A 24563-nucleotide genomic window follows, 5' to 3' on the forward strand; every position below is an offset into this window, starting at 1 on the left:
TTTTATCGAAAAAAAGTTCAAAGTGCGACCTAAATGGCCGATATAAAGGATAGATAATATAAAGGGGGAGCATTTTTGTGTCTCAAAGGCTTAATAAATTATTAAACATGGGGCTTCGAGGGAAACTGACCACGTCGTTTCTCATCATATTAATCGTTCCATGTTTGTTAGTAGGTATGATTTCCTATTACAATTCTAAAACTAAAATCCAAAATCAAATGGAGCAAAATGCAAAAAATAGTGTAGAGTTAATTAATGAATCCATTAACCAACTCCTATCAGGCCAAAAACAAGCGGTCGGATTTTTGGCAGATACACTTAAGCTTAATCATATGGAACAGAATAAAGCAGACATCCAAGAATTGTTAGAAAATCAAAAAACAGAAAATCCGAATGCCGCTATGATCATTGTGGGAAACAAAGATGGATCGTATATGTATGAACCGCGTAATATGAAAATTCCGAGTGATTATGATCCAAGAACACGACCTTGGTACAAGGATGCCATGGTAAATCCAGGGGATATCGTGATTACACAGCCTTATTATTCTGCTGCAGATAATAAGTATCTTGTCACAGTAGCTAGAACAACGAATGACGGAAAAGGCGTTGTAGGTGTTGATATTGATGCGGCAGGATTTCAAAAAATACTGAGTAAAAATAAAATTGGGAAAAAAGGATACGGTGTTCTTCTTGATAGTGACATGAAATTCATCGCTCATCCTAAGGAAATACCAGGAACAAAAGAAGATAAATTCATCGCCGATCGTCTTGTCAATCGATCTGGTGAATTCAATTATAAATTGAATGGCGAAGAGAAACACCTTATTTACGATACGAATAGCGAAACCGGTTGGAAATTAATTGGTACGTTGTATTTAGATGAAGTTCAAAATGAAACAAAATCTATTCTAATAACAACATCCATTGTGGTAGGAATTTCAGTTTTATTAGGTCTTTTACTAATGGGATTCATCATTCAAATGATTCTTAAACCCATTCGTCGTTTGATGTTTGCGGCTGAGAAAATTAGTCAAGGCGATTTAACGATCGATATTGAGGTAAAATCTCAAGACGAAATAGGTAAACTAAGCGCAGCTTTTAATCAAATGCAAGATTCCTTAAAAGAATTGATCTATTCGATTCAGGAAAAGGCATCGTCACTTGCGGCTTCTTCTGAACAATTGACAGCCAGTACGGAAGAAGGACGTGCCACATCTGAAGAAATTACGAATTCCATCCAAGAAGTTGCTACTGGTACAGAGACTCAATCTGGGCGAATTGAAGAAAGTACAGAGGAAATGAGCAAAGCGGCCAGTCACTTAGAAGCCATTACACAAAGTACGCTTCATCTCACGTCAACGTCTGAGAATGCAGCTAAAGAGATTGAAAAAGGTGACAAAACATTACATTTGACATTCGATCAAATGAAGACCATTCAAAGAACGATACAACATCTGGCTAAAACAGTTGAAATGATGACCGAACAATCAGGAAAAATCAGTGAAATTGTGAATTACATTGATGATATCAGTAACCAAACGCACCTTCTCTCACTAAATGCAGCCATCGAAGCCGCAAGAGCAGGTGAAGAAGGAAAAGGATTTGGCGTTGTCGCAGCTGAAATCAGAAAACTGGCCGAACAATCCTCAGCAGCCACTGATCGTGTCCGTGACGTCGTGACCACCATCATCACAGAAACAGATGATGTAAGTAAATCAATGAAAGAGGGCGTCCAAGAAGTGGATAAAGGACTTGACGCCGTCAATAACTCACTGATTGCCTTTAATGAAATTGAAGCATTTACGAATGCTGTGAATGAGCAAATAGAAAATGTATCAGAAAAAGTCGTAGAAGTAGCTGCAGTCGCAAACAATGCTAGGGAGGCATTTAAAGTCATCAATAAAGTGGGACTAGAAGCCTCTGCCAGCGTCCAAAATGTCTCTGCCGCAACAGAAGAACAATTTGCAGCCATGGAAGAAATGTCACGCAGTGCAGAACAACTGACCCAAATGGCAGAAGACTTACAAGAAGCCATCAGCGGATTTAAATTAGTGAAAGAAGACTGACTCTATAAAAAATGAACGAACAATTAGCCGAGACATTTATCTCGGCTTTTTTGCGTAGAAAAAAGACTAGAGTGGATCGGTTCCAAAGAGAGTTACTCCGGCTGAAGTGGTGTAAACTGAAAGTGAGGCGGTGTAATCCGAATCGAAGCGGTGCAATCCAAAGGCGAAGCGGTGCAAACCAATGTTGAAGCGGTGCATTTAATGTTGAAGTAGTGCAATCTGAGGGTGAGGCTCAATTCCAGGTCGAAGTAGCTCAATCTCAGAGCAACCACTTAATCCCCAAGCAAAGTGCCTCAATTCCACGAAGAAGTGGTGCAATCCTAGCAGGGTTATACACCCGGCTAAATTAATTTTCCCAACTAAACGATCCAAATAAATAAGCTGAGACATTTGTCTCGGCTTTGCTATAAGTGCGTATTCAAAAAGGTGACAAATTAGAAGCAAGAAGGCTAAGAGCGGCGCATTTCCTTAGGACCGGCATTCCACATGATGCGATAGCTTCAGGCACAGCCACAGGACGTGAGCGATTTTAGATGAAGACCTCTTGTATCCGCTACATTAGGACCGGAAAATCAAGCGGGCGTCGAAATTCGTAGCTTATCAATTGGTAACTTTTTGAACAACCTCTATAAGGTGTTCCAATAAAAAGATACAGCATAACGTATATTTTCTCCCCCCAATCTTCAATAATTTGTCATATTCAACAAAGAAAAACGGTTCAAAGAGGATATAAAAGCACCGATATTAAATTGCAGACAGAAGAAGGAGAAGGGGGAGAGTTTTTATGGAGCAAAGATTTAAGAATTTATTCAATATGGGACTTCGTGGGAAACTGATGACTTCATTTCTTATCATTTTAATCGTTCCATGTTTGTTAGTAGGTGCCTTTTCTTATTACAATGCAAAAACAAAAATACAAAATCAGATGGAACAAAATGCCGACAATAGTGTGAATTTAATAAATGGCGCAATAACAGAAATTGTCTTAGGTCAAAAACAAGCTGTTGGTTTTTTAGCCGATAATACTCAGCTTGCTGACATGAAAAATAATAAATCAGATATTCAAAATTTGTTAAAGAAACAGTTAAAGGAAGATCCAAGTGCCTTAATGGTTTATGCAGGGAACAAAAAAGGGTCTTTTATTCATGAACCACAAAAGTTTAAAACACCTAGTGATTTTGACCCGAGAACACGAGATTGGTATAAAACAGCCATGTCTAACCCCGGAGAAATTATTATATCTCAGCCATACACCTCTTTAACCAACCGCCAATTTGTTGTAACGGTGGCTAGAACGACGAATGATGGTAATGGTGTTGTTGCCATCGACATGAATGCTGGTACGTTTAAAAAATTACTTAGTGAAAATAAAATTGGGAAAAAAGGTTACAGTGTCATCCTTGACAGTCATATGAAATTTATTTCCCATCCTAAAAAAGAATCAGGTACTTCGGAATCAAAATTTATTGCCGACCGACTTAAAAATAAATCCGGAGCTTTCGAATATAATCTAGATGGCCAGGAAAAGCGTCTCATATATCAAACAAACCGAGAAACTGGCTGGAAGTTAATGGGTACGTTGTATTTAGATGAAGTGGCAAGTGAAACGCAGTCTATATTAACAACGACATCAATTATTGTAGGGATATCTATTATTCTAGGCCTCCTCATCATTGGATTTATTATTCGAATGATTTTAATTCCCATTCGCCGATTAATGGATGCAGCAGAGAAGGTAAGTCAAGGTGATCTAGCGGTCAACATTGAAGCAAAATCCCAAGATGAAATTGGGAAACTAAGTGCATCTTTTATAAAAATGCGAGATTCTTTGAAAACATTAATCTTCTCTATTCAAGAAAAAGCGTCTTCACTCGCTGCTTCTTCAGAAGAATTAACTGCAAGCGCAGAGGAAGGTCGAGCAACCTCAGAAGAAATTACGAATTCCATCCAAGAGGTCGCCTCAGGAACGGAAACGCAATCGGAACGAATTGAAGAAAGTACGGAGGACATCGAAAAAGCGGCGACAAACTTAAAATGGATTAAACAAAGTACGCTAAATCTTACCTCTACATCTGAAAAAGCCGGAAATGAAATTGAAAAGGGAGACAAGACGTTACATCTAACCTTTGAACAAATGAAAACGATACAAAGAACAATACAACACCTAGCGGAAACGGTAGAAATGATGACCGAACAATCAGGAAAAATCAGTGAAATTGTGAATTACATTGATGATATCAGTAACCAAACACATTTACTTTCGCTAAACGCGGCCATCGAAGCCGCAAGAGCTGGAGAAGAAGGAAAAGGATTTGGTGTTGTTGCTGCTGAGATTCGAAAGCTCGCTGAACAATCTTCAGAAGCAACTCATCGTGTCCGAGATGTGGTGACAACCATTACGAACGAAACGGATGACGTAAGTAAATCAATGAAGGTCGGCGTCCAAGAAGTTAATAAAGGACTAGACGCAGTAAACACTTCGATGCATGCTTTTAATGAAATCCAGTCATTTGCAAAAGACGTTAACGATCAAATAGAAAATGTAACAGAAAGAGTCGTAGAGGTAGCTGAAGTCGCCACAAATGCTCAAGAATCCTTTAAAGTTATTAACAAAGTCGCATTAGAGGCCTCTGCCAGTGTTCAAAATGTATCTGCTGCAACAGAAGAACAATTTGCATCCATGGAAGAAATGTCAAGAAACGCAGAGCAACTAACAAAAATGGCCGAAGATCTACAAAACGCCATTAGCGGATTTAAGCTAATGAAAGAAGACTGACTGACTCTATAAAAAATGAACGAACAATTAGCCGAGACATTTATCTCGGCTTTTTTGCGTAGGAAGAAGTGGTGCAACCCCGTGAAGTGGCTCAATTACGTTTTGAAGTAGCTAAATTAAGTTTGGAAGTAGCTCAATTAAGCCTGGAAGTACCTCAATTAAGCTTGGAAGTACCTCAATTAAGCCTGGAAGTACCTCAATTATGATTGAAGTGGCTCAATTACGTTTAAAGTCGCTCAATTACGTGTTGAAGTGGCTCAATAACATATTGAAGTAGCTCAATAATGTATTGAAGCTGGTCAAATACGAACTGAAGTACCTCAATTACGTTTTGAAGTAGCTCAATTATGTTTCCAAGTATCTCAATTATGTTTAAAGTGCCTCAATTACGTGTTGAAACGCCTCAATTATGTTTAAAGTACCTCAATTAAGCCTGTAAGTGGCTCAATTACGATTGAAGCAGCTCAATTATGTTTCCAAGTAGCTCAATTATGTTTAAAGTACCTCAATTAAGCCTGTAAGTGGCTCAATTACGATTGAAGCAGCTCAATTATGTTTCCAAGTAGCTCAATTATGTTTAAAGTACCTCAATTATGTTTAAAGTGCCTCAATTACGTGTTGAAACGCCTCAATTATGTTTAAAGTACCTCAATTAAGCTTAAAAGTACCTCAATTCCAAAAACAAACTCGCTCACTCCCATAAGAAAGTGGCTCAATCACAGTATGAACCCTCACTTTTTTCAAATATCCTTCACATCTTCCTTGTTTATTTCGACTGTGCGAGGGGAAGATAGTGTATAGGCTACAAAAAAGAAAGGTGATTTCATTGAAACAGCATGTCGTTTTCTTTGATGCCCAGTGTCCGTTATGTGCGAATACGAAAAAGGTCGTTAAATGGTTAGATTGGCGAAATCGGATCGAGTGGATTCCCGTACAACGAATTGAAGATACACCATACAAATTTTTGAAGGATGAGGGCCGTGATCTGTACGATCAAATTCATATGGTTACATCGGTTGGAAAGATACTTGCTGGTTTTGAAACGATCAGGAGGATTCTTATGGCCCTCCCACTAACGAGCCCATTAAGTTTAATCCTGTATCTTCCTTTTATGAAGAAAATTTTCACGCCACTTTATATGTGGGTATCGACTCACAGGTATCATTGGTTTGGCCGATATGATTCATTGCACGGTGTATAAGAGATTACTTGAATGAGGTGCATCCCAAAGTTAGACGTAAAAATCTAACTTATAGGGTGCACATCAAATGTGTAGTCTCTTTTTTTTATCTATTAAACAAATCTTCTGCTGGACTTTAAGTTAACCATACTACCTACCCAAATAAATAGGCTACTTTTTCTCTCCTAGAATCGCTCATTTCAATCTATCAAACTACCTAGTTCAATCAATTCAATAAACTCGTTGACAATGATTCTCATTCACGTTACACTTTTATTACTGATAACAGTTATCATTTAGCATTAAAAACTTAGGAGTTAAGCTATGAGAAAATGGATTTTCGTCATTATGACAATTTTATTAGCGATCTTGTCTGTCTTTGTTGGAGTGGAAAATGTTCCTTTATCGGACGCTCTTCACCTAACAAAAGAGCAAGTGGATATTCTTATGATTTCTCGTTTTCCGCGAACAGTGAGTATTATCATTGCGGGGGCTGGAATGAGTATTTGTGGTCTGATCATGCAGCAGCTTACGCGCAATCGATTTGTCTCTCCAACAACAGCCGGCACGTTGGATGCAGCTCGCCTAGGCGTTTTAGTTGCAATCATGGTTTTCCCCCATGCGACAACAATCACCAAAATGCTCATCGCCTTCGTCTTTTCGGTAGCGGGAACTTTTATTTTTATTCAGTTGCTTAATCGCATAAAATTTAAAGATACCATTTTTATTCCACTTGTTGGATTGATGTTTGGAAGTATCATTAGCTCCATTACAACCTTTTTTGCTTATAAAAACAATCTTGTTCAAAACATCAATGCCTGGCTCCAAGGGGATTTCTCGGCCGTGTTACGTGGAAGATATGAAATGCTATATATCACGATTCCACTCTTTCTCATAGCTTACATCTATGCGAATCGTTTTACCGTTGTGGGTATGGGTGAAAGTTTCGCAGTTAATCTAGGTCTTAATTACAAAGTGATTGTGGCGATTGGTTTAACCTTAGTTGCTCTCATGACCTCATCCGTCATATTGACGGTTGGCACGATTCCGTTTCTAGGGCTCATCGTTCCAAATATCATTTCGATTTATGTCGGTGACAATCTAAGGCAAACCTTACCGCTCACGGCGTTATTCGGTGCTTCGTTTGTTTTAGCCTGTGACATCTTGGGAAGACTTATCATTTTCCCATATGAAATATCGATTAGCTTAATGGTTGGTGTCCTCGGAAGTGGTATATTCATCATCCTGCTATTAAGGAGGGAAAAATATGCCGCGTAAATCGACGATCCAAATGAGCGCACTCGGGGCCTTCGCTATTTTATCTTGCCTTTTGTTCATGTTTTATAAAATTGGGGGAAGTTGGTCTTTTGCTTTAGAAGAACGCGGGATCAAACTCGCAGCTATCGGGCTAACAGCCGTAGCCATTGGAGTTTCCACGTTGATCTTCCAAACCTTAACACAAAATCGAATTCTAACGCCAAGCGTGATGGGGCTTGATTCGCTCTACATGTTATTCCAGACACTACTCGTCTTTTTCATTGGATCGAATAATCCGCTTATGGCAAATAAAAATATTAATTTTATCGCCACGCTTATCTTAATGATTGCTTTTTCGTTTATGCTCTACCACCTATTATTTCGGAGGGAACGGGTCTCCATTTACTTCCTCCTCTTATTAGGTATTGTTTTTGGGACATTATTTCAAAATGGATCGTCTTTTATGCAAATGCTGATTGATCCAAATGAATTTTTAATTGTACAAGGAAAGATGTTTGCGAGCTTCAATTCGGTCAATGGTACGGTGCTCGGTGTAGCCAGTATTGTCCTTATTCTTTCCCTTGTTTATCTCGCTTTTTGGTTCAAATACCTTGACGTACTAAGACTAGGAAAAGACCAGGCCATTAATTTAGGTGTTCCATATTTCAAGCTTGCCCGGCATCTGCTCATCATTGTTTCCATCATGATCTCTGTCGCAACAGCTCTTGTCGGCCCAGTCACATTTCTAGGACTTTTGGTTGTTAACGTGACGTATCAACTATTTGATACATACCGCCACAAAGTGCTTATTCCGGGCTCCATTTTACTGAGCATAATCGCTCTTGTCTTTGGCCAATGGATGGTGGAACGGATCTTTACTTTCAATACAACACTTAGCGTCATTATCAACTTTATTGGCGGCGCCTATTTCATTTACTTATTAATAAAGGAGAGTCGAGGATGATCGAGACAAAACAAATCACGAAAAGATATCAAAACAAAACCGTTTTGAATGCCATCGACCTTGAAGTCCCTGAAAAGCAAATCACAGCTTTTATTGGTGCGAACGGAGCTGGAAAAAGTACGTTGCTCGGCATCGTCAGCCGTCTTTTAAAAAAAGAGGGTGGAGAGGTTCTCATCGATGACATGGATATTAACGAATGGAAAAGCAAAGCTTTATCCAAAAAACTAGCCATCTTAAAGCAAAATAATCAAATGACGGCTCGATTAACGGTTGAAGATCTTGTTTCCTTTGGCCGGTTTCCATACTCTCAAGGTCGTTTAACAAAAGATGATCATGAAAAAGTGGACGAAGCTTTGGCTTACATGGGACTTGAACCTCTCAGAAAAAATTATCTCGATGCCTTATCAGGCGGGCAGCAGCAACGTGCCTACATTGCCATGATCATTGCGCAAGATACGGATTATGTTTTACTCGATGAGCCGCTTAATAATCTCGACATGAAAAACGCCGTGCAAATGATGAAGACTCTTAGACGCCTAGTTGATGACTTTGGCAAAACCATTATCCTTGTACTTCACGATATCAACTTTGCCTCTTGTTACGCAGACTACATGGTCGGTCTCAAGAACGGCGAGATTGTTGCCCAAGGATCAACAGAAGAAATCATGACGTCGGATAAGCTCAAAGACATTTATGACATGCATCTCGACATTACTGAAATTAATCAATGCAAATATTGCTTGTATTTTAAATAAAACGGAACCATTCTACTTAAGGATGGTTCACGAGTTAAATGGAAAAATTAATTAAAAATGTATAAGAATAGAGAAGGGGTAGAGACATGAAAAAAATTATCACAATGGCCTTTTTAGCGATCATCATGATCGTAGCGACAGCTTGCGGGAACAGTAGTCAAGCACCCAACGGAGAAACCATCTCGGTTAAAGCAACGAACGGTACGGTAAAAGTTCCAAAAAATCCAAAGAAAATCGTCGTCTTAGACTATGGCGTCCTCGATACATTAGACAAGCTTGGCGAAACAGACAAAATCGTTGGTATCCCGCAACAAACAGTTCCGGCCTATTTAAAGCAATTTAAAGACAAAAAATATACCAACCTAGGTAGACTAAATGAAGTCGATCTCGAAAAAATTAACAGTTTGGCACCAGACCTCATTATCAGCTCTAACCGATTGGCCAATCTAAACGACAAACTGAAAAAAATCGCACCAACCGTTCAATTCACTGTCAATGACAAAGACTTTTTAAACTCATTTAAAAGCAACATGACCGAGCTCGCATCGATCTTTGGTAAAGAAGATCAAGCAAAAAAAGAAGTTGACCAACTAAACAAAAAAATTGATACATTGAAATCAAACGTTCCAACAGACAAAAAAGTTTTAACCATTATGGCTAATGAAGGCAAAGCCTCAGCATTCGGATCTGAGTCGAGATACGGACTCATCTATGACGTCTTTGGATTCAAATCCGCAGATGCTCATATTGAGGCTTCACCACATGGACAAAGTGTCTCAAACGAATACATCAGTCAAAAAAACCCAGACTACCTCTTCGTCGTTGACCGAAGCGCTGTCGTCGACGGAAAACCATCAGCCAAAAAAGTCATCGAAAACGAACTCGTCCAAAAAACCAATGCCTACAAAGAAAAACACGTCGTCTACCTCAACCCAGAAGTCTGGTACTTCGCCGGCGGTGGACTCGAATCACTCAACATCATGATCGATGAAGTACAAAAAGGAATTGAATAAAAAATAGTAGAGCCAGCCTCGGTTAGATGGGGCTGGTTTTTTGATTGGGATTTTGGATGACGTTTTAGATGTGAGAAGTAGGAAGTGGAGCAAATCAAGGGCTAGAGGTAGTGCATTGAGGCCGCTTTATTTCTTAAATGAGGAACGGGATTGAGGCACTCTACATCGTAATTGAGGCGCCTTCGACCTGAATTGAGGCGCCTTCGACCTGAATTGAGGCAGTTCACATCGTAATTGAGGCACCTCCGACCTGAATTGAGGCAGTTCACATCGTAATTGAGGCACCACCGATCTGAATTGAGGCAGTTCACATCACAATTGAGGCACCTCCGACCTGAATTGAGGCAGTTCACATCGTAATTGAGGCACCACCGATCTGAATTGAGGCAGTTCACATCACAATTGAGGCGCCCCCGACCTGAATTGAGGCAGTTCACGTCACAATTGAGGGACCTCCGACTGGAATTGAGCCGCCCAACTTCATAATTGAGGCACTTGATTTCGACCATGAGATCTTCGCTTTAGAATAGAAATTCGAACATGCCAATCTATGATCAAAAACCCACACAGAGTAACACCACTTAAAACACATAACCCACATAAAAAAATGCCAATTTACAATTAACTTAAACTGGAAATTAAATTGACAAAAGGGAAACTCATATTAAAATGACAGTTAAAGAGGAAAGTTTGTGACGAGGAGGTTTTATATGAATAATTTATTGTACTTTAAAGTGCTCACAGATATTGAACAGAAAATAATTGATGGTACATATTTGCCAGATCAAAAGCTTCAGTCAGAAAGAGAACTGTCACTACATTATCAAGTAAGTCGCACAGTGATTCGAGAGGCGATTAAAGTACTTAGTGAAAAAGGCATGGTCACAGTCAAGGCGGGTAAAGGAGCCTATGTGACAAAGCCGAACAGAGATAATGTAACTAATGCTCTGCATAGAGTGATACAGGCAAGTGATACAAAGATTGAAGATATCGTAGAAGTGAGAGAAGAATTGGAATATACCATGATAAGAAAAGCTATAGCAAAAGCTTCACCTGAAGGGATAGAAAAGTTGAAGTTGATCTGCAAAAAGATGGACCATCCGACTATGACACTAAGTGAGTATGTCAAAGAAGATGCCAATTTCCATCTACAGCTTGCTAAATTGACCAAAAATAATATTTTCTTCTTGCTCATTAATTCTTTTTTTGAACTAACGGATATTGCTTTATTTAAATTGGTCCACTTTACTCCCACTAGTATAGAAGAAGCGCAGGTACAACATTGGAAACTCATTGAATGTATTGAGTTAAAAGATGAAAAAACAGCAGATATTGTAATGAGACAACACATGCAAATGATAAAGGATGAAATAGAAGTATTAAAAGGTAAAAATATTATTTAAAAAAGAGACTCAAAATTAGTTTAATTTAATAGAATGATGTTGAAATAGTAAATTATCTGTAAGAAAATCTAACAAATATCGGTACAAGAAGACATATATTGTGTATTATAAAACTATTAAGATTTAACAGAATATTTAAACTCTAATTCTGTAGAGGGGAGGTTCCATAGGACTTAATCAAAATTATTTTGGTTATACTGGTCTAACCAGTCTAACCAAAAAACTAATGCCAAAATTGAATAAAGCCTTTATTGTCCAAGCAAGTGGTCTACTCCGAGAACTGTATGACCAAGATGTTTCCGTTTCATGAACAAAAGTTTAACAATCACCTAAGACCCATCATCATGAACTTATTTTATATAAAAATAGGGGGATTAGAGATGAAGAGATTTAAAAAGATGATTTTTATGATGGTTAGCCTGTTAAGTATACTGACAGTATTATTAGCAGGATGTAGTGCTCCAAAAGGTGCCAGTGAAAGTGACAGTAAAAAAGATTCATCTGGCCCACTAAAGGTTGGGTTAGTTACGCAATTATCTGGTGGGGGTGCTTTATACGGCAACCTGATGAAACAAGGGGCTCAGTTAGCTGTTGATCAAATTAACGAAAAAGGTGGAGTAGATGGTCGTAAGCTCAAACTCTTAGCAGAAGATGATCAGGCTAATCCAAGTGAATCAGTAAAAGTAACGCAACGTATGGTTAGTGATGAAAATATCGATGCTTGGATCGGAACATTGAAAAGTTCAGACACCATTACGGATATTGGTATTACAGCTAAAAAAGATATACCAAGTTTTGTACCTGTTGCCGTGGCCGATAATGTCACGGACTCTGGGTTAAATAATGTTTATCGAAACGTTGCTAAAAACTCCATGCAGATCACGGAAATGGTTAATTACATTTTGAAAAAGCAACCACATAAAAAAATGGCCATCATTGCAGAGAACACAGATTATGGCCGAAACATCGTAAAGATCTTCTCGGAACAATTTGAAAAAGGCGGACGTAAGATCACAAATAAAGAACTTTATAATGTTGGACAAAAAGATTTTAATAACCAATTAACTAAAATCAAGGCAAGTAAGCCGGATTCGGTATTAATCGCTGGGTTAGTTGCAGAGGGTGCTTTGATTGCAAAACAAGCAAAGCAACTTGGAATTAATCAACAATTGTACAGCTTCGGTGGATTTATGGGTAAACAACCGATGGAACTTGGTGGTTCAGCTGTTAATAATCTAATCCATACAGATTACTTCGTACCAACAGCAAAGGATGAAAAAACTCAATCATTCGTTAATGACTTCAATGAAAAATATGGGCAAATTCCAGATAGTTACTACTCTGCAGCAACTTATGACGCAGTCTATCTCTATGCTGATGCTGTTAAAAAAGCAGGAACCTCAGATCCTGAAAAAGTAAATAAAGTTCTACATGAATTAAAAAATGAGCATACAGTGATGGGTGATATTACATTTGACAAAAATGGACAAGCAGCAACAAGGGTATGGATCAGCCAAATTCAAGATGGAAAACAAGTCGGAATTTATCATGCTGAATAATTGAAATTTTGGGCGATGAGATGTGATCTCGTAAGGCATCTCATCGGATAACCCTATAGAAAAAATACTAAGCCTATAGGAGGGATTTTATTGACAGAGTTAATCCAGATTATCGTAAATGGCATGGCAAACGGAGCACTCTACGCATTAATCGCTCTTGGCCTCACATTAATTTACGGGGTTATGAATTTATCTAATTTTGCCCAAGGTGAATTTGCCATGATAGGAGCTTTTGGCACTTATTATTTCATGCAAATGCATATGAATTACCTGATGGCTATGATTCTATCTCTTATAGTTGCGGGATTAATTGGATTCGTCATTCATATTCTAGCGTTTCATCCGTTAAGAAAAAGTGAACCGCTCAATATGATGCTCAGTTCATTAGGCGTTTCTGTTTTATTAGTAAATCTATCACAATATCTTTTTTCACCTAATCCAAAAGTGGTTTCCAATTCATTTAGTGAAGACTCGATTCAAGCCTTTGGCGTCTTTCTCTCGCAACAAAGAATCCTGATCGTCATCGTGAGTTTGATTTTATGTGGATTTACGTATTGGCTACTTGAACGGTCAAAATTTGGACGATCTGTTCGGGCAGCCTCATTAGATCCTGATACAGCCACATTATATGGCATTCCGACCAATAGAATCGCCTTCATCACCTTTGTCTTTGGTGTTGCCCTGACCGGAATTGCGGGCGGACTAACAGCTCCTATCTACAATGTTTATCCAACAATGGGGATATCACTCACGTTAAAAGCTTTTGTAGTTGTTGTGCTTGGTGGAATGGGAAATATTCCAGGAGCCATTATGGGTGGGTTTATTGTTGGTCTGATTGAGAGTTTTTCAGCAGGATATGTTTCAACAGCCTTTCAAGACGTCATTGTATTCAGTGCTTTATTCCTCGTACTTATTATCAAACCTGAAGGAATTCTATCAAAAGTTCAGGGGGAAAAAGTATGACAAAAACACGGCTATTCTATACAGCAATTACGATACTATGCATTGTCTGTTCGATTGCAAGCTTGTACATTCAAAATCTCTATCTCTTGCGTGTATTTATCTTAGCTGCTATTACTGCTATTCTCGCTTTGAGTGTCAATATTTTAGTAGGTTATACAGGCCAAATTTCGCTAGGACATGCAGGCTTCTTTGGCATAGGAGCTTATATGGTCGGGATCTTAAATGTAAATTATCATATCTCTTTCTGGCTATGTATGGTCATAGCGGTCCTATTTTCAGGGCTTATGGGTCTTATACTTGGGCTGCCTACAACTAAATTAAAAGGGCATTTTCTAGGAATTGCCACACTCGGCTTTGGTGTCATTGTTAATGGAGTATTAAATAACTGGATGCAAGTAACGGGTGGTCCTCAAGGAATTAGAGATATTGAATCGCCGACTCTTTTTACAATTCCTTTAGAATACGGGAACTTTTTCTTGGGATTCATTGTAGCTTGCCTTAGTTTATTAGTTTTAGTGATTTATCTTCTCATCAAGTCTCCTATCGGGAGGGCATGGAGTTGTCTTAAACAAGATGAAATCACAGCTTATGTAACAGGTATTCATGTATACCGCTATAAGCTATTAGCTTTTACTATAAGTGGCAGTATAGCAGGATTTGCAGGATCCTTATTTGCAGGATACATGACGTTTATTAGTCCAGATACATTCGATTTGAATCAATCGATTTCCATTATTACCACCGTCATACTTGGTGGAAGCGGGACTATTGCTGGTCCTTTACTCGGTACAGCTTTACTTGCCTTTCTTAATGAGTGGCTGAGGAACTTTGATGAATTAAGACTTGTTATTTATGGAATTATTCTGGTCGCCGTCATTGTATTTATACCAGAAGGGATATACCCATTTTTCAAAAACAAAGTCATCTCGATCTTTTCGAAGCGGAAAAAAGCAAGTCAACCAAACACGAGTATTGAACCACATGCTGGAAAGGATGCTGTGAATGAATGAACAAATCATGAAAGTGAATAACATTTCCGTCAATTTCGGTGGACTTTGGGCTGTAAAAAGCATTGACATGGATGTAAAGAAAAATGAAATCCTTGGCGTGATGGGTCCTAACGGAGCAGGAAAGTCGACATTTCTCAATGTTTTATCAGGATTGCAGCAGCCCTCCGAAGGCTACTTGGTCATAGGCACACAAAAGATCAGCCAATCTAAGCCTTGGAATATGGCGAAACTAGGATTATCTAGGAGTTTCCAAACAGTTCGTCTCCTTCCTGAACTAAATGTTTTAGATAATATTTTAATTGGTGGTCACATGGATGCTGAGAAACAGGCTTGGGATATCCTATTTCGAACGAAAAAATATAGACAAAGGGAAAAAGAGCTTATTTCTAGAGCAGAAAACCTGATAGAAACCTTAGAGCTGAAGGATAAGAAGTATGAGAAAATTTCCAAACTTTCAACTGAAGAAAGAAGACGCGTGGAAATCGCGCGATCGCTTATGACACAGCCTAACATTCTACTACTGGATGAACCTTGTGCGGGTCTAAGCCCTCAAGAGACAGAAGAAATAAGTAAACTCATTCTTAAGATAAAAGAACAAGGCGTGACGGTGATCCTTGTTGAGCATAATGTCAAAATGATCATGTCTCTTTCAGACCGCATCGTCGTCCTTGATCACGGTCAAAAAATTGCAGAAGGAACGCCAGATGAAATAGCCAAGCATGAGGATGTGATCAAAGCGTATCTAGGGGGTTCGGTCAATGCTTAAAATAAATCAAGTCGTTAGCGGCTACGGGGATATTAAAGTATTAAAGGGAATTTCGTTACATGTCAATGAAGGCGAAATTGTTGGCATATTAGGTGCAAATGGGGTGGGAAAGACAACACTACTAAAAACTATTTCCAATCTCATTAAAACTCGTGAAGGAACGATCACTTATTTAGGACAAGAAATACAAAATTCATCACCCCACAAATTAATAAGTATGGGAATCGCCCATGTACCACAAGGACGGCATATTTTTAGTAAAATGTCCGTCATTGAAAATCTCCAAATTTCAATGGATCATGCAAACAAAAAATCGAATGGTAAAGATCGACTGAGTTATGTATTTGATCTTTTTCCAAGACTCAAAGAGCGGCTTAAGCAGCTTGGGGGTACGTTGAGTGGAGGAGAGCAGCAAATGTTAGCCATTGCTCGGGCCTTAGTTGCAGGTCCAAAACTCATTTTGCTAGATGAACCTTCAATGGGCCTAGCTCCTTTAGTTGTTCAATCCATGTTTGAAACCATTCAGCAAATCGCAAAAGATGGGACAACGATTTTACTTGTGGAGCAAAATGCCGTAGCAGCACTTGAAATCGTTCAACGCTTATATGTAATGGACATGGGAAGAACAGTCTATGAATCTCAACAAATTACCAATCAAGAACTGGATAAGATTAAAGAAGTCTATTTAGGCATGAGTGTAAGTTAATTTGGGTTGAAAAGGAGAGAATGTTGATGGACTTTACATTAGAAAAACTATCGACGAGTGAACAAGTTGAGAAAATAGCTAAGTGGCTTGTTGAAATCCCAAGTGTGAATGGAACATCTGGAGAAGTTAAAATTGTGGATGAGATAGCTGGATTTATCAAGTCTTTTCCTTATTTCAAAAAACACCCTGACCAAGTTTGGAGCCTTGATATTGAAGGTGATCCTTTAGGTAGAAAAAATGTCTTCGCTCTTATTAAAGGTAAGCAAACATCAAATAAAACGGTTATTTTTCATTCTCATATCGATACAGTCGACGTCAAGGACTTTGGACAGCTTGAAGAACACGCATTTAATCCTGAAAAGCTAATCGAATTTTTTAAAGGATGGAAAGGAAACGATGAGATTCAGAAGCAAGCCCAGTCTGGCGATTGGATGTTTGGACGCGGATGTCTCGATATGAAAAGTGGCTTTGCTGTACACCTAACAAACTTTCTTCATTTCTCTGAACGTCCAAATGAATTCGAAGGTAATATTTTACTCATGGCCAATCCTATTGAAGAAACCTCACACGGCGGTATTATTGCCGCAACAGATGAATTAGTGCGATTAAAAAACGATGAATCTCTCGACTTTGTCGCTGCAATCAATAACGACTGTACGTCAGCTTTTTATCCTGGTGATCCACATAAATACATTTACACAGGGGCTGTTGGGAAATGTCTTCCAAGTTTTTATGTATATGGAAGAGAAACACACGTGGGAGAGACATTAACAGGTCTTGATCCTACCCTCGTAACGGCAGAACTGAACCGATTGATCAATAACAATATGAGTCTTTCTGAACAAGTCGAAGGTGAGCTCGTCCTTCCACCTTGTGCGTTACTAAACCGAGAAATCAAAGATCATTATACTGTTCAAACACCAATCACAAGTTATATTTATTTTAACTATATGATCTATGAACGGTCTCCAAAAGAAATCCTCTTTCAATTGAAAAATATTGCCCAAGAAGCTGCTGAAACGGTACGTAGCTATTACGAAGCCCAATATGAACAATTTCTTAAGACCAACGGCTTCCCAGACCGTACACTTTCATGGGATCTTACGGTTTATACCTTCTCTGAATTCTGTGAGAAGCTAATAAATCAAGGCGTGAATGTTAAAGAAATATCTGCAAAAGTATTTGCCGAAAATAAAAATGATGATATTCGAAATGTCGCTTTTAAGCTGGTCGATAAACTTCGAACATTAGATGAAAATATGCAGCCTTGTATTATTTTGTTTTTCGGTGCTCCATATGTCCCATATGCCTATCTAGAAGAAAAAAATGAACGAGAAAAAGCCGTTTTAAAAGTTATTGAAGAACAAGCTAATATGGTTGGGAAAGAAACAGGAGAATCATTTGCTATCAAACGGTTTTTTCCATACCTCTCTGATAGCAGTTATATGTCACTCGTTGATGTACAAGATGAGCTTAACGATCTAACGGATAATTTCCCAGAATGGGATTCTCTAGGCATGGTACCTATCGACAACCTACGTGAACTAGACATACCTTCTATTAATCTAGGAACTTATGGTTTCGATGCTCATAAATGGACCGAAAGAGTCTATAAACCTTATACATTTGATACATTGCCTCGATTGACCAAACAAATGACAGAGGCATTTTTGAAGATTTAAAAGCTAGTTGATTTACTGGTCTATAAAAAACAATTTTTTATATAAGGAGAGAACCTAATATGTCAGATAAAACATTGTACGAACGAGCTAATGAGGTCATGCCACCAGTCGCCAAACGAGTCACTGAACTAGAAATTGAAAAGGGAAAAGGAGCCTATCTTTGGGACAAAAGTGGGAAAAAATATCTCGACTTTGCAAGCGGCATCGGAGTGACAAACCTCGGTCACAATCACCCATATATCATAGAAAAGGCAAAAGAACAAATGGATAAACTGGTACATGCAGGACACAATGTCGTCTATTACGATTCTTACGTTGAATTAGCAGAAAAAATTTGCACCGTAATGGGTGGAGATTATAAGCTTTATTTTGCAAATAGCGGTGCTGAAGCCGTAGAAGGGGCTATCAAACTAGCAAAATGGGCAACTAAGCGCCCTGGCATCATTTCTTTCAAACGTAGTTTTCATGGAAGAACCATGGGGGCCGCTACCGTTACAGCTTCAAATGCCCAATATCGTAAGGAATATGAAGGTCTGCTTCCAAGTGTCTATTACGCTGAATACCCATACACCTTCCGAACAGGATTGTCGCCTAAGGAGGAAACCGAGCGCTGTCTCACGTCTCTAGATGAGATATTTCACTACCTCATCGCTCCAGAAAAAGTCGCAGCCATTATTATGGAACCTGTTCAAGGCGAAGGTGGCTATATAGTTCCACCCGCTGAATTTATTAAAAGAATCCGTGAAATCTGTGATGAACATGGAATCATGCTAATTTTTGATGAAGTACAAACCGGTTTTGGCAGAACAGGAAAAATGTTTGCTCATGAACACTTTGGAGTGAAACCGGATATTATGTCCATCGCAAAGGGAATTGCTAATGGTTTTCCACTTAGTGCCATCGTTGGTAAACAAGAAGTGATGGACAAATGGTCAAGTGGTGCCCATGGCGGAACCTTCGGAGGAAATCCAATCGCTTGTGCTGCAGGACTAGCCGTAATCGAATTGCTTCAAGATGGCTGGTTAGAAAATGCTCAAAACATGGGTAATTACTTTATGGAACAATTAAAGCTATGTGCAACTTCGTATCCTTCCATTAAAGACATTAGAGGCCTTGGACTCATGATAGGAATGGAGTTCCTAACAGAAGAAGGTAAACCCGACTCCGCAATGGTATCTAACTTACAAGCTAAAGCACTAGAGAAAGGACTCTTACTTCTCAGCTGCGGTGTGGACAAAAACGTTATCCGGTTTATCCCACCTGTCATTGTCACTAAATCAGACATTGACTTAGCCATCTCCATCATCAACGATTCATTGAAAGAACTGACCTTATCCAGTGTAAACAACTTGGGTAAGGTCAGTAAGTAAATATCAAGTGATCTATTCTCTTACGGAGAATAGATCATTTTTTTGGTTTTAGCGATTAGACAATCTATCGTCCACAATTAGGACATATGTATTTCTATGGAAAGTGTTCATAACCAGATTCAAAGTCAGCTAGGACAAACATTATATACAAGGAATTCATCATTCTTTGTTTTAGGAAAAATTTATCTGGAATGAGAGTGATTTCTTTAAATACAAAAACAAGATTGTGAAGGATTATAACAATCGACCCTCGAATATAAAAACAATCATACTAGATTGGAGTTGATAACTTGATCAAAAAATATCGAAACATTCCCCCTCGATTACTAGGACTAGAATCACTATTAAGGCGGTGTAGACTGAACTCTTTTGACAAAGAACGAGCGGAGCAAGAGTTAATCAATCGAAAGGCCGGCTATAAAGGTGAAAAATCGGTAGACTACACGTTAAGCTTTCTCGCAGAAAAAAAGTATTCTATTTTTCACGACCTTCGCTTACCTCATGGTGACCACTACTTTCAAATGGATACCATCCTCATTTCCAAATCCTTCATTCTCATCATGGAAGTCAAAAACTTAGCGGGAATCATTTACTTTGATCCTGAATTTGACCAGATGATCAGAGAGTTAGATGGTAAAAAAGAAGGTTTTCCCAATCCACTAACACAAGTAAAACGACACAAATATCAAGTTAAACATTGGCTTGATAGGTACAAACTCCCCCAACTCCCTATCGAGACCCTCGTTGTATTTAGCCATCCTTCCACCATCATTCAAGCATCAAACTTGAGTCCAGAACAGAAAAAGCAAATCACACATAGCACCAACCTTTTCTCCAAAATAGGGCCACTAGAAAGAAGGTATATCAAGGAAATACTAGAGACCAAAGAAATAAGAAAACTTGTCGATTCATTTATAAAAAATCATACACCTGATCTACCTAATCTCATTGAACAATTCCACATCCAGAAAAACAATATTCTAAAAGGCGTCCATTGTCCAAAGTGCTATAGCATGCCCATGAAAAGAGACTATGGAAAATGGATCTGTTCAGCTTGCGGTTTCTCCTCCAGACAAGCCCACCTAGACTCATTAATAGATTACCTCTTTCTGATAGGACCTACGATAACGAATCAACAACTTCGTAACTTTCTCCAAATACCTTCCAGATTTGTAGCTACAGATATCCTAACTTCACTTAAAGTCGAACAGCATGGCTCAACAAAAGGTAGAACCTATCAATTATCTTCCATTTTAGAAAAGAAGATGTAGATTAATTTCTTGGATGAGATCCTTAAATACGCAATTAATCGTTGAAGCGGCTCAATACTGAAGTGAGGTGCCGCAATTAATCGTGAGGAGGCTCAATCCCTTAGTGAAGTGCCGCAATTAATCGTTGAAGCGGCTCAATACCTTAGTGAAGTGTCGCAATTAATCGTTGAAGTGGCTCAATACTGAAGTGAAGTGCCGCAATTAATCGTTGGAGCGGCTCAATCCCGAAGCGAAGTGCCGCAATTAATCGTTGAAGCGGCTCAATCCCGAAGCGAAGTGCCTCAATTAATCGTGAAGAGGCTCAATCCCATTGTGAAGTGCCGCAATTAATCGTTGGAGAGGCTCAATCCCGAAGTGAAGTGGAGCAATTAATCGTGAGAAGGCTCAATCCCATGCCGAAGTGCCTCTTAATCATGAAGAAGCTTAATCCCGAAGTGAAGCGCCGCAATTAATCAAGAGGAGGCTCAATCCCATTGTGAAGTGCCGCGATTAATCGTTGGTGTGGCTCAATCCCGTATCGAAGTGCCGCAATTAACCGTGAGGAGGCTCAATCCCGAAGTGAAGTGCCGCAATTAACCGTGAGGAGGCTCAATCCCATGCCGAAGTGTCTCATGAAGAAGCTCAATCCCGAAGCGAAGTGCCGCAATTCAATGTTGAAGCAGCTCAATACCGAGGTGAAGTGGTGCAATTCCATTGTGAAGTGCCGCAATTAACCGTTGGAGCGGCTCAATCCCGAAGCGAAGTGCCTCAATTAATCGTGAAGTGACTCAATCCCGAAGCGAAGTGCCGCAATTCAATGTTGAAGTGGCTCAATCCCGATGTGAACACCTCAATCAAATTCCATGAACAGATTCACCAAATCCCCCATTTCTCATATTTCGAAATGTTTAGTCATATGAATAAATGTCAAATAGCATAATCTTCATAAAATGATTAAAAAGAACCCTCCATCCCTCCAAACACCTTGTCCTTATTGACTTTTTGGCATATAACCCGAAGTCGATTAATAAAATGTTACAAACTCACAACGCGGGGTTCTGAGGTGAGCGTGGAGGAACATAACAAAAATGCATTGAAGCAGTTGTTTTCCCTCCGAAGAAGGTCTCATTTCGCATGTCTATATATTCGTAGGAGGCGAGTGGTGTGCACGATTACATCAAAGAGCGAACAATCAAGATAGGAAAGCATATCGTGGAGACGAAGAAAACCGTGCGAGTAATTGCAAAGGAATTCGGTGTCTCTAAAAGCACCGTTCATAAGGATTTGACGGAAAGGTTGCCCATTATTAATCCAGAGTTGGCAAATGAGGTCAAGAATGTACTTGATTATCACAAGTCGATTCGGCATCTTCGCGGGGGAGAAGCAACACGGTTGAAATATCAGCAGGATACGAAAGAGGAAATAGTACAATAAGAGGTAGTTAAAAGTCCATGTAATAGTCAATATTTGGCGGAAAACCACCGAAAACCACCTTAATTTTCCTATTGATTACTTCAAAAGTGACCTGCAGATTGAAGAAAAAAGTAAAGACAAACATCCAAAGGAGGTCCGCATACGGTCTTAACGAGCAGGAGTAATCTCAATCCGATTACTCTACAAATTCACCAAATAAGGAAACACGTAATAAGGTCAATTCAATTTCTAGTTATTTTTACTCATTTTTTCGTTTGAAAATACTCCCTGATGACTACAATTTATGGTAAGATAAATAATGATATAATTCGACAACTTATGCGTAATTTACGAAAATTCGAAACACTCACTATATAAATAGAAACAATATAATCAGGGAGGAAAATTATGTTTTCTAAAGATATCGGAATAGACCTTGGTACGGCAAATATTCTTATTTATGTAAAAGGGCGCGGCATCGTCTTAAATGAACCGTCTGTCATAGCCATTGACACGACAACAAATATACCGCTTGCAGTAGGTGAAGAAGCAAGACGTATGGTTGGTCGTACGCCAGGAAACATTGTCGCCATTCGTCCTCTTCGCGATGGCGTTATTGCTGACTTTGAAATCACAGAAATGATGCTTAAGCATTTTATTAATAAAATCAACGTTAAAGGGTTCATGGCGAAGCCGCGTATTCTTATTTGTACACCGACAAATATTACATCAGTAGAAAAAAAGGCTATCCGAGAAGCGGCTGAAAAAAGCGGCGGAAAACAAGTATATCTTGAGGAAGAGCCAAAAGTGGCTGCGGTAGGTGCAGGCATGGATATCTTCCAACCAAGTGGAAATATGGTTATCGATATCGGTGGTGGAACGACAGATATTGCGGTTCTCTCTATGGGAGATATCGTGACGGCTGAATCGATCAAAATGGCTGGAGATAAATTCGACCAAGAAATTTTAAATTTTATAAAAAGACAGTACAAGCTCCTCATTGGTGAACGGACGGCTGAACAAATCAAAATGAACATCGGCACGGTTTTCAAAGGCTCAAGAACCGAAGAAATTGCCATCCGCGGACGTGACATGGTAAGTGGCTTACCTCATACCCTGACCGTACATTCAGATGAAATCCACGACGCTCTCATTGACTCCGTTATGGTTATCGTTCGTGCAGCAAAAAATGTATTGGAAAAAACGCCACCTGAACTATCTGCTGATATTATTGATCGCGGCGTCATCATCACAGGCGGTGGAGCACTACTTCACGGGATCGATCAATTACTTGCTCAAGAATTGAAAGTACCTGTCGTTGTAGCAGAAGATCCAATGACATGTGTAGCCGAAGGAACAGGAATCATGCTTCAACATTTGGACAAGCTTCCAAAACGTAAAGCAAATTAATAAAATACTCGTGGACAGGCCGTATTGTCTGTCCGCATATACATATTACTAAACGTATACCCAAAATAGTACTTTATAAAACCTATTTTATTGGTTCTCTTTTGAGCGTACGACTCGTCACTCGACAAAAAGGAGGGACTCTCCCGTGATAAGAGGATTTTACACGGCAGCTGAAGGGATGCTAACCCAACAAAAACGTCAGCAAATGCTAACGAACAACCTGGCCAATGCCAATACACCCGGATACAAATCGGATCAAGCAACCCAGCGGTCTTTTCCTGAGCAACTCATTGCAAGACTAGGCGGAGCTGATCCATCAAAAGGCAACATCGGAAGTTTATCCACGGGGGTCTACCTCCAAGAAACGATTCCAGACTTTTCAGAAGGAACCCTTCAGGAAACAAAAAATAAAACAGATCTCGCCTTACATGCTGCAGGCTTACCTCAGAATCCGCAGACGGGTAAAACAGAAGGCGCCTTATTCTTTGTCGTTCAAACACCAAACGGCGTCCGTTATACACAAGATGGTCATTTTACGCAGAATGCAGGCGGCACGCTGATGACAGCTGAAGGCAATCCTGTCCTAGATGCAAACGGCAAACAAATCCAAGTTCCTTCCGAAAACTTTGACGTAGCTGAAGATGGAACCGTGAGCGTCGCAGGTCAACGAATGGCTCAAATTGGCGTGAACTACGCAGCCAACCCAAACCAACTTGTCAAAGAAGGATCAGGTCTATTCCGAATGACAGCGGGCGGCAACCTTCCATCTGCACAAGGCAACCAAGCGATTACATATCAAATAAAACAAGGTTACCTCCAAGGTTCCAATGTGTCACCGGACGACACCATGACAGACTTAATGTCTACATTTCGAAGCTTTGAAACAAACCAAAAAGTCTTGCAAGTCCTTGACTCAACCATTGATAAATCCGTCAACCAAGTGGGTCGAGTGAACGGGTAACGTTGACTCTTTGAGCGAAGCGATGTCTTATCCGATGGCTTGATATTCACTAATCC

24 protein-coding genes are annotated in these 24563 nt (G+C 39.4%); all 24 read left to right on the top strand.

Going from position 1 to position 24563, the window contains the following annotated elements:
- The first annotated feature begins 77 nt into the window (after window positions 1-77).
- On the top strand, window positions 78-2069 hold the full coding sequence (locus GMB86_RS03165) for a methyl-accepting chemotaxis protein (RefSeq protein ID WP_155216734.1): 1992 nt from the start codon (window positions 78-80) through the stop codon (window positions 2067-2069).
- A gap of 410 nt (window positions 2070-2479) precedes the next feature.
- A complete protein-coding gene (locus GMB86_RS15910; RefSeq protein WP_268987283.1) occupies window positions 2480-2602 on the top strand; it encodes a hypothetical protein in 123 nt (40 codons plus the stop codon).
- Window positions 2603-2853: 251 nt separating this feature from the next.
- Entirely contained in the window at window positions 2854-4845 is a 1992-nt protein-coding gene (locus GMB86_RS03170) for a methyl-accepting chemotaxis protein (RefSeq protein ID WP_141603656.1), read from the top strand.
- Between the two features lie 68 nt (window positions 4846-4913).
- Window positions 4914-5051: a hypothetical protein gene (locus GMB86_RS15685; RefSeq protein ID WP_230458973.1), complete on the top strand. Its 138-nt coding sequence runs from the start codon at window positions 4914-4916 to the stop codon at window positions 5049-5051.
- A gap of 587 nt (window positions 5052-5638) precedes the next feature.
- Window positions 5639-6046 carry a thiol-disulfide oxidoreductase DCC family protein gene (locus tag GMB86_RS03175; RefSeq protein ID WP_246092675.1) on the top strand — a complete coding sequence of 136 codons (408 nt, stop codon included), beginning with the start codon at window positions 5639-5641 and terminating at the stop codon, window positions 6044-6046.
- A 303-nt stretch (window positions 6047-6349) separates the two neighbouring features.
- Window positions 6350-7303 carry an ABC transporter permease gene (locus GMB86_RS03180; RefSeq protein WP_155216736.1) on the top strand — a complete coding sequence of 318 codons (954 nt, stop codon included), beginning with the start codon at window positions 6350-6352 and terminating at the stop codon, window positions 7301-7303.
- Window positions 7293-8246 (top strand): iron chelate uptake ABC transporter family permease subunit, encoded by a 954-nt coding sequence (locus GMB86_RS03185; RefSeq protein ID WP_155216738.1) that lies wholly within the window; start codon window positions 7293-7295, stop codon window positions 8244-8246. Before GMB86_RS03180 ends, GMB86_RS03185 begins: the two co-directional genes overlap by 11 nt.
- On the top strand, window positions 8243-9001 hold the full coding sequence (locus GMB86_RS03190) for an iron ABC transporter ATP-binding protein (protein WP_155216740.1): 759 nt from the start codon (window positions 8243-8245) through the stop codon (window positions 8999-9001). Before GMB86_RS03185 ends, GMB86_RS03190 begins: the two co-directional genes overlap by 4 nt.
- 86 nt (window positions 9002-9087) lie before the next feature.
- Window positions 9088-10014, top strand: coding sequence for a siderophore ABC transporter substrate-binding protein (locus GMB86_RS03195; RefSeq protein ID WP_155216742.1), 927 nt, complete (start codon window positions 9088-9090; stop codon window positions 10012-10014).
- A gap of 710 nt (window positions 10015-10724) precedes the next feature.
- On the top strand, window positions 10725-11417 hold the full coding sequence (locus GMB86_RS03200; protein ID WP_155216745.1) for a FadR/GntR family transcriptional regulator: 693 nt from the start codon (window positions 10725-10727) through the stop codon (window positions 11415-11417).
- Between the two features lie 380 nt (window positions 11418-11797).
- Window positions 11798-12976, top strand: coding sequence for an ABC transporter substrate-binding protein (locus GMB86_RS03205; RefSeq protein ID WP_196220115.1), 1179 nt, complete (start codon window positions 11798-11800; stop codon window positions 12974-12976).
- A gap of 90 nt (window positions 12977-13066) precedes the next feature.
- Complete coding sequence (locus GMB86_RS03210) at window positions 13067-13939, top strand: branched-chain amino acid ABC transporter permease (RefSeq protein ID WP_155216748.1); 873 nt, start codon at window positions 13067-13069, stop codon at window positions 13937-13939.
- Window positions 13936-14949, top strand: a complete 1014-nt coding sequence (locus GMB86_RS03215) for a branched-chain amino acid ABC transporter permease (RefSeq protein WP_155216750.1) — start codon at window positions 13936-13938, stop codon at window positions 14947-14949. Before GMB86_RS03210 ends, GMB86_RS03215 begins: the two co-directional genes overlap by 4 nt.
- The gene (locus GMB86_RS03220; protein ID WP_155216752.1) at window positions 14942-15715 is read left to right on the top strand and encodes an ABC transporter ATP-binding protein; all 774 of its coding nucleotides are present in this window, start codon (window positions 14942-14944) and stop codon (window positions 15713-15715) included. The genes GMB86_RS03215 and GMB86_RS03220 overlap by 8 nt, the downstream gene beginning before the upstream one ends.
- Window positions 15708-16421 (top strand): ABC transporter ATP-binding protein, encoded by a 714-nt coding sequence (locus GMB86_RS03225; protein ID WP_155216754.1) that lies wholly within the window; start codon window positions 15708-15710, stop codon window positions 16419-16421. The genes GMB86_RS03220 and GMB86_RS03225 overlap by 8 nt, the downstream gene beginning before the upstream one ends.
- A gap of 26 nt (window positions 16422-16447) precedes the next feature.
- On the top strand, window positions 16448-18103 hold the full coding sequence (locus GMB86_RS03230) for a M20/M25/M40 family metallo-hydrolase (RefSeq protein WP_155216756.1): 1656 nt from the start codon (window positions 16448-16450) through the stop codon (window positions 18101-18103).
- Between the two features lie 59 nt (window positions 18104-18162).
- The gene (locus tag GMB86_RS03235; RefSeq protein ID WP_155216758.1) at window positions 18163-19473 is read left to right on the top strand and encodes an aspartate aminotransferase family protein; all 1311 of its coding nucleotides are present in this window, start codon (window positions 18163-18165) and stop codon (window positions 19471-19473) included.
- Between the two features lie 290 nt (window positions 19474-19763).
- Window positions 19764-20744 (top strand): nuclease-related domain-containing protein, encoded by a 981-nt coding sequence (locus GMB86_RS03240; protein ID WP_155216760.1) that lies wholly within the window; start codon window positions 19764-19766, stop codon window positions 20742-20744.
- Window positions 20745-20936: 192 nt separating this feature from the next.
- Window positions 20937-21074 carry a hypothetical protein gene (locus GMB86_RS03245; protein WP_155216762.1) on the top strand — a complete coding sequence of 46 codons (138 nt, stop codon included), beginning with the start codon at window positions 20937-20939 and terminating at the stop codon, window positions 21072-21074.
- A complete protein-coding gene (locus GMB86_RS15915) occupies window positions 21062-21196 on the top strand; it encodes a hypothetical protein (protein WP_268987284.1) in 135 nt (44 codons plus the stop codon). The genes GMB86_RS03245 and GMB86_RS15915 overlap by 13 nt, the downstream gene beginning before the upstream one ends.
- A 152-nt stretch (window positions 21197-21348) precedes the next feature.
- Window positions 21349-21510 carry a hypothetical protein gene (locus GMB86_RS03250; RefSeq protein WP_155216764.1) on the top strand — a complete coding sequence of 54 codons (162 nt, stop codon included), beginning with the start codon at window positions 21349-21351 and terminating at the stop codon, window positions 21508-21510.
- A gap of 377 nt (window positions 21511-21887) precedes the next feature.
- Complete coding sequence (gene spoIIID, locus GMB86_RS03255; protein ID WP_141189637.1) at window positions 21888-22157, top strand: sporulation transcriptional regulator SpoIIID; 270 nt, start codon at window positions 21888-21890, stop codon at window positions 22155-22157.
- A 387-nt stretch (window positions 22158-22544) separates the two neighbouring features.
- Window positions 22545-23546, top strand: coding sequence for a rod shape-determining protein (gene mreB / locus GMB86_RS03260; protein ID WP_155216766.1), 1002 nt, complete (start codon window positions 22545-22547; stop codon window positions 23544-23546).
- Window positions 23547-23691: 145 nt separating this feature from the next.
- Complete coding sequence (locus tag GMB86_RS03265) at window positions 23692-24507, top strand: flagellar hook-basal body protein (RefSeq protein WP_329602732.1); 816 nt, start codon at window positions 23692-23694, stop codon at window positions 24505-24507.
- Window positions 24508-24563 lie beyond the last annotated feature (56 nt).

The sequence above is a fragment of the Terrilactibacillus tamarindi genome, assembly GCF_009718825.1.
GTDB classification, from domain to species: domain Bacteria; phylum Bacillota; class Bacilli; order Bacillales; family Sporolactobacillaceae; genus Terrilactibacillus; species Terrilactibacillus tamarindi.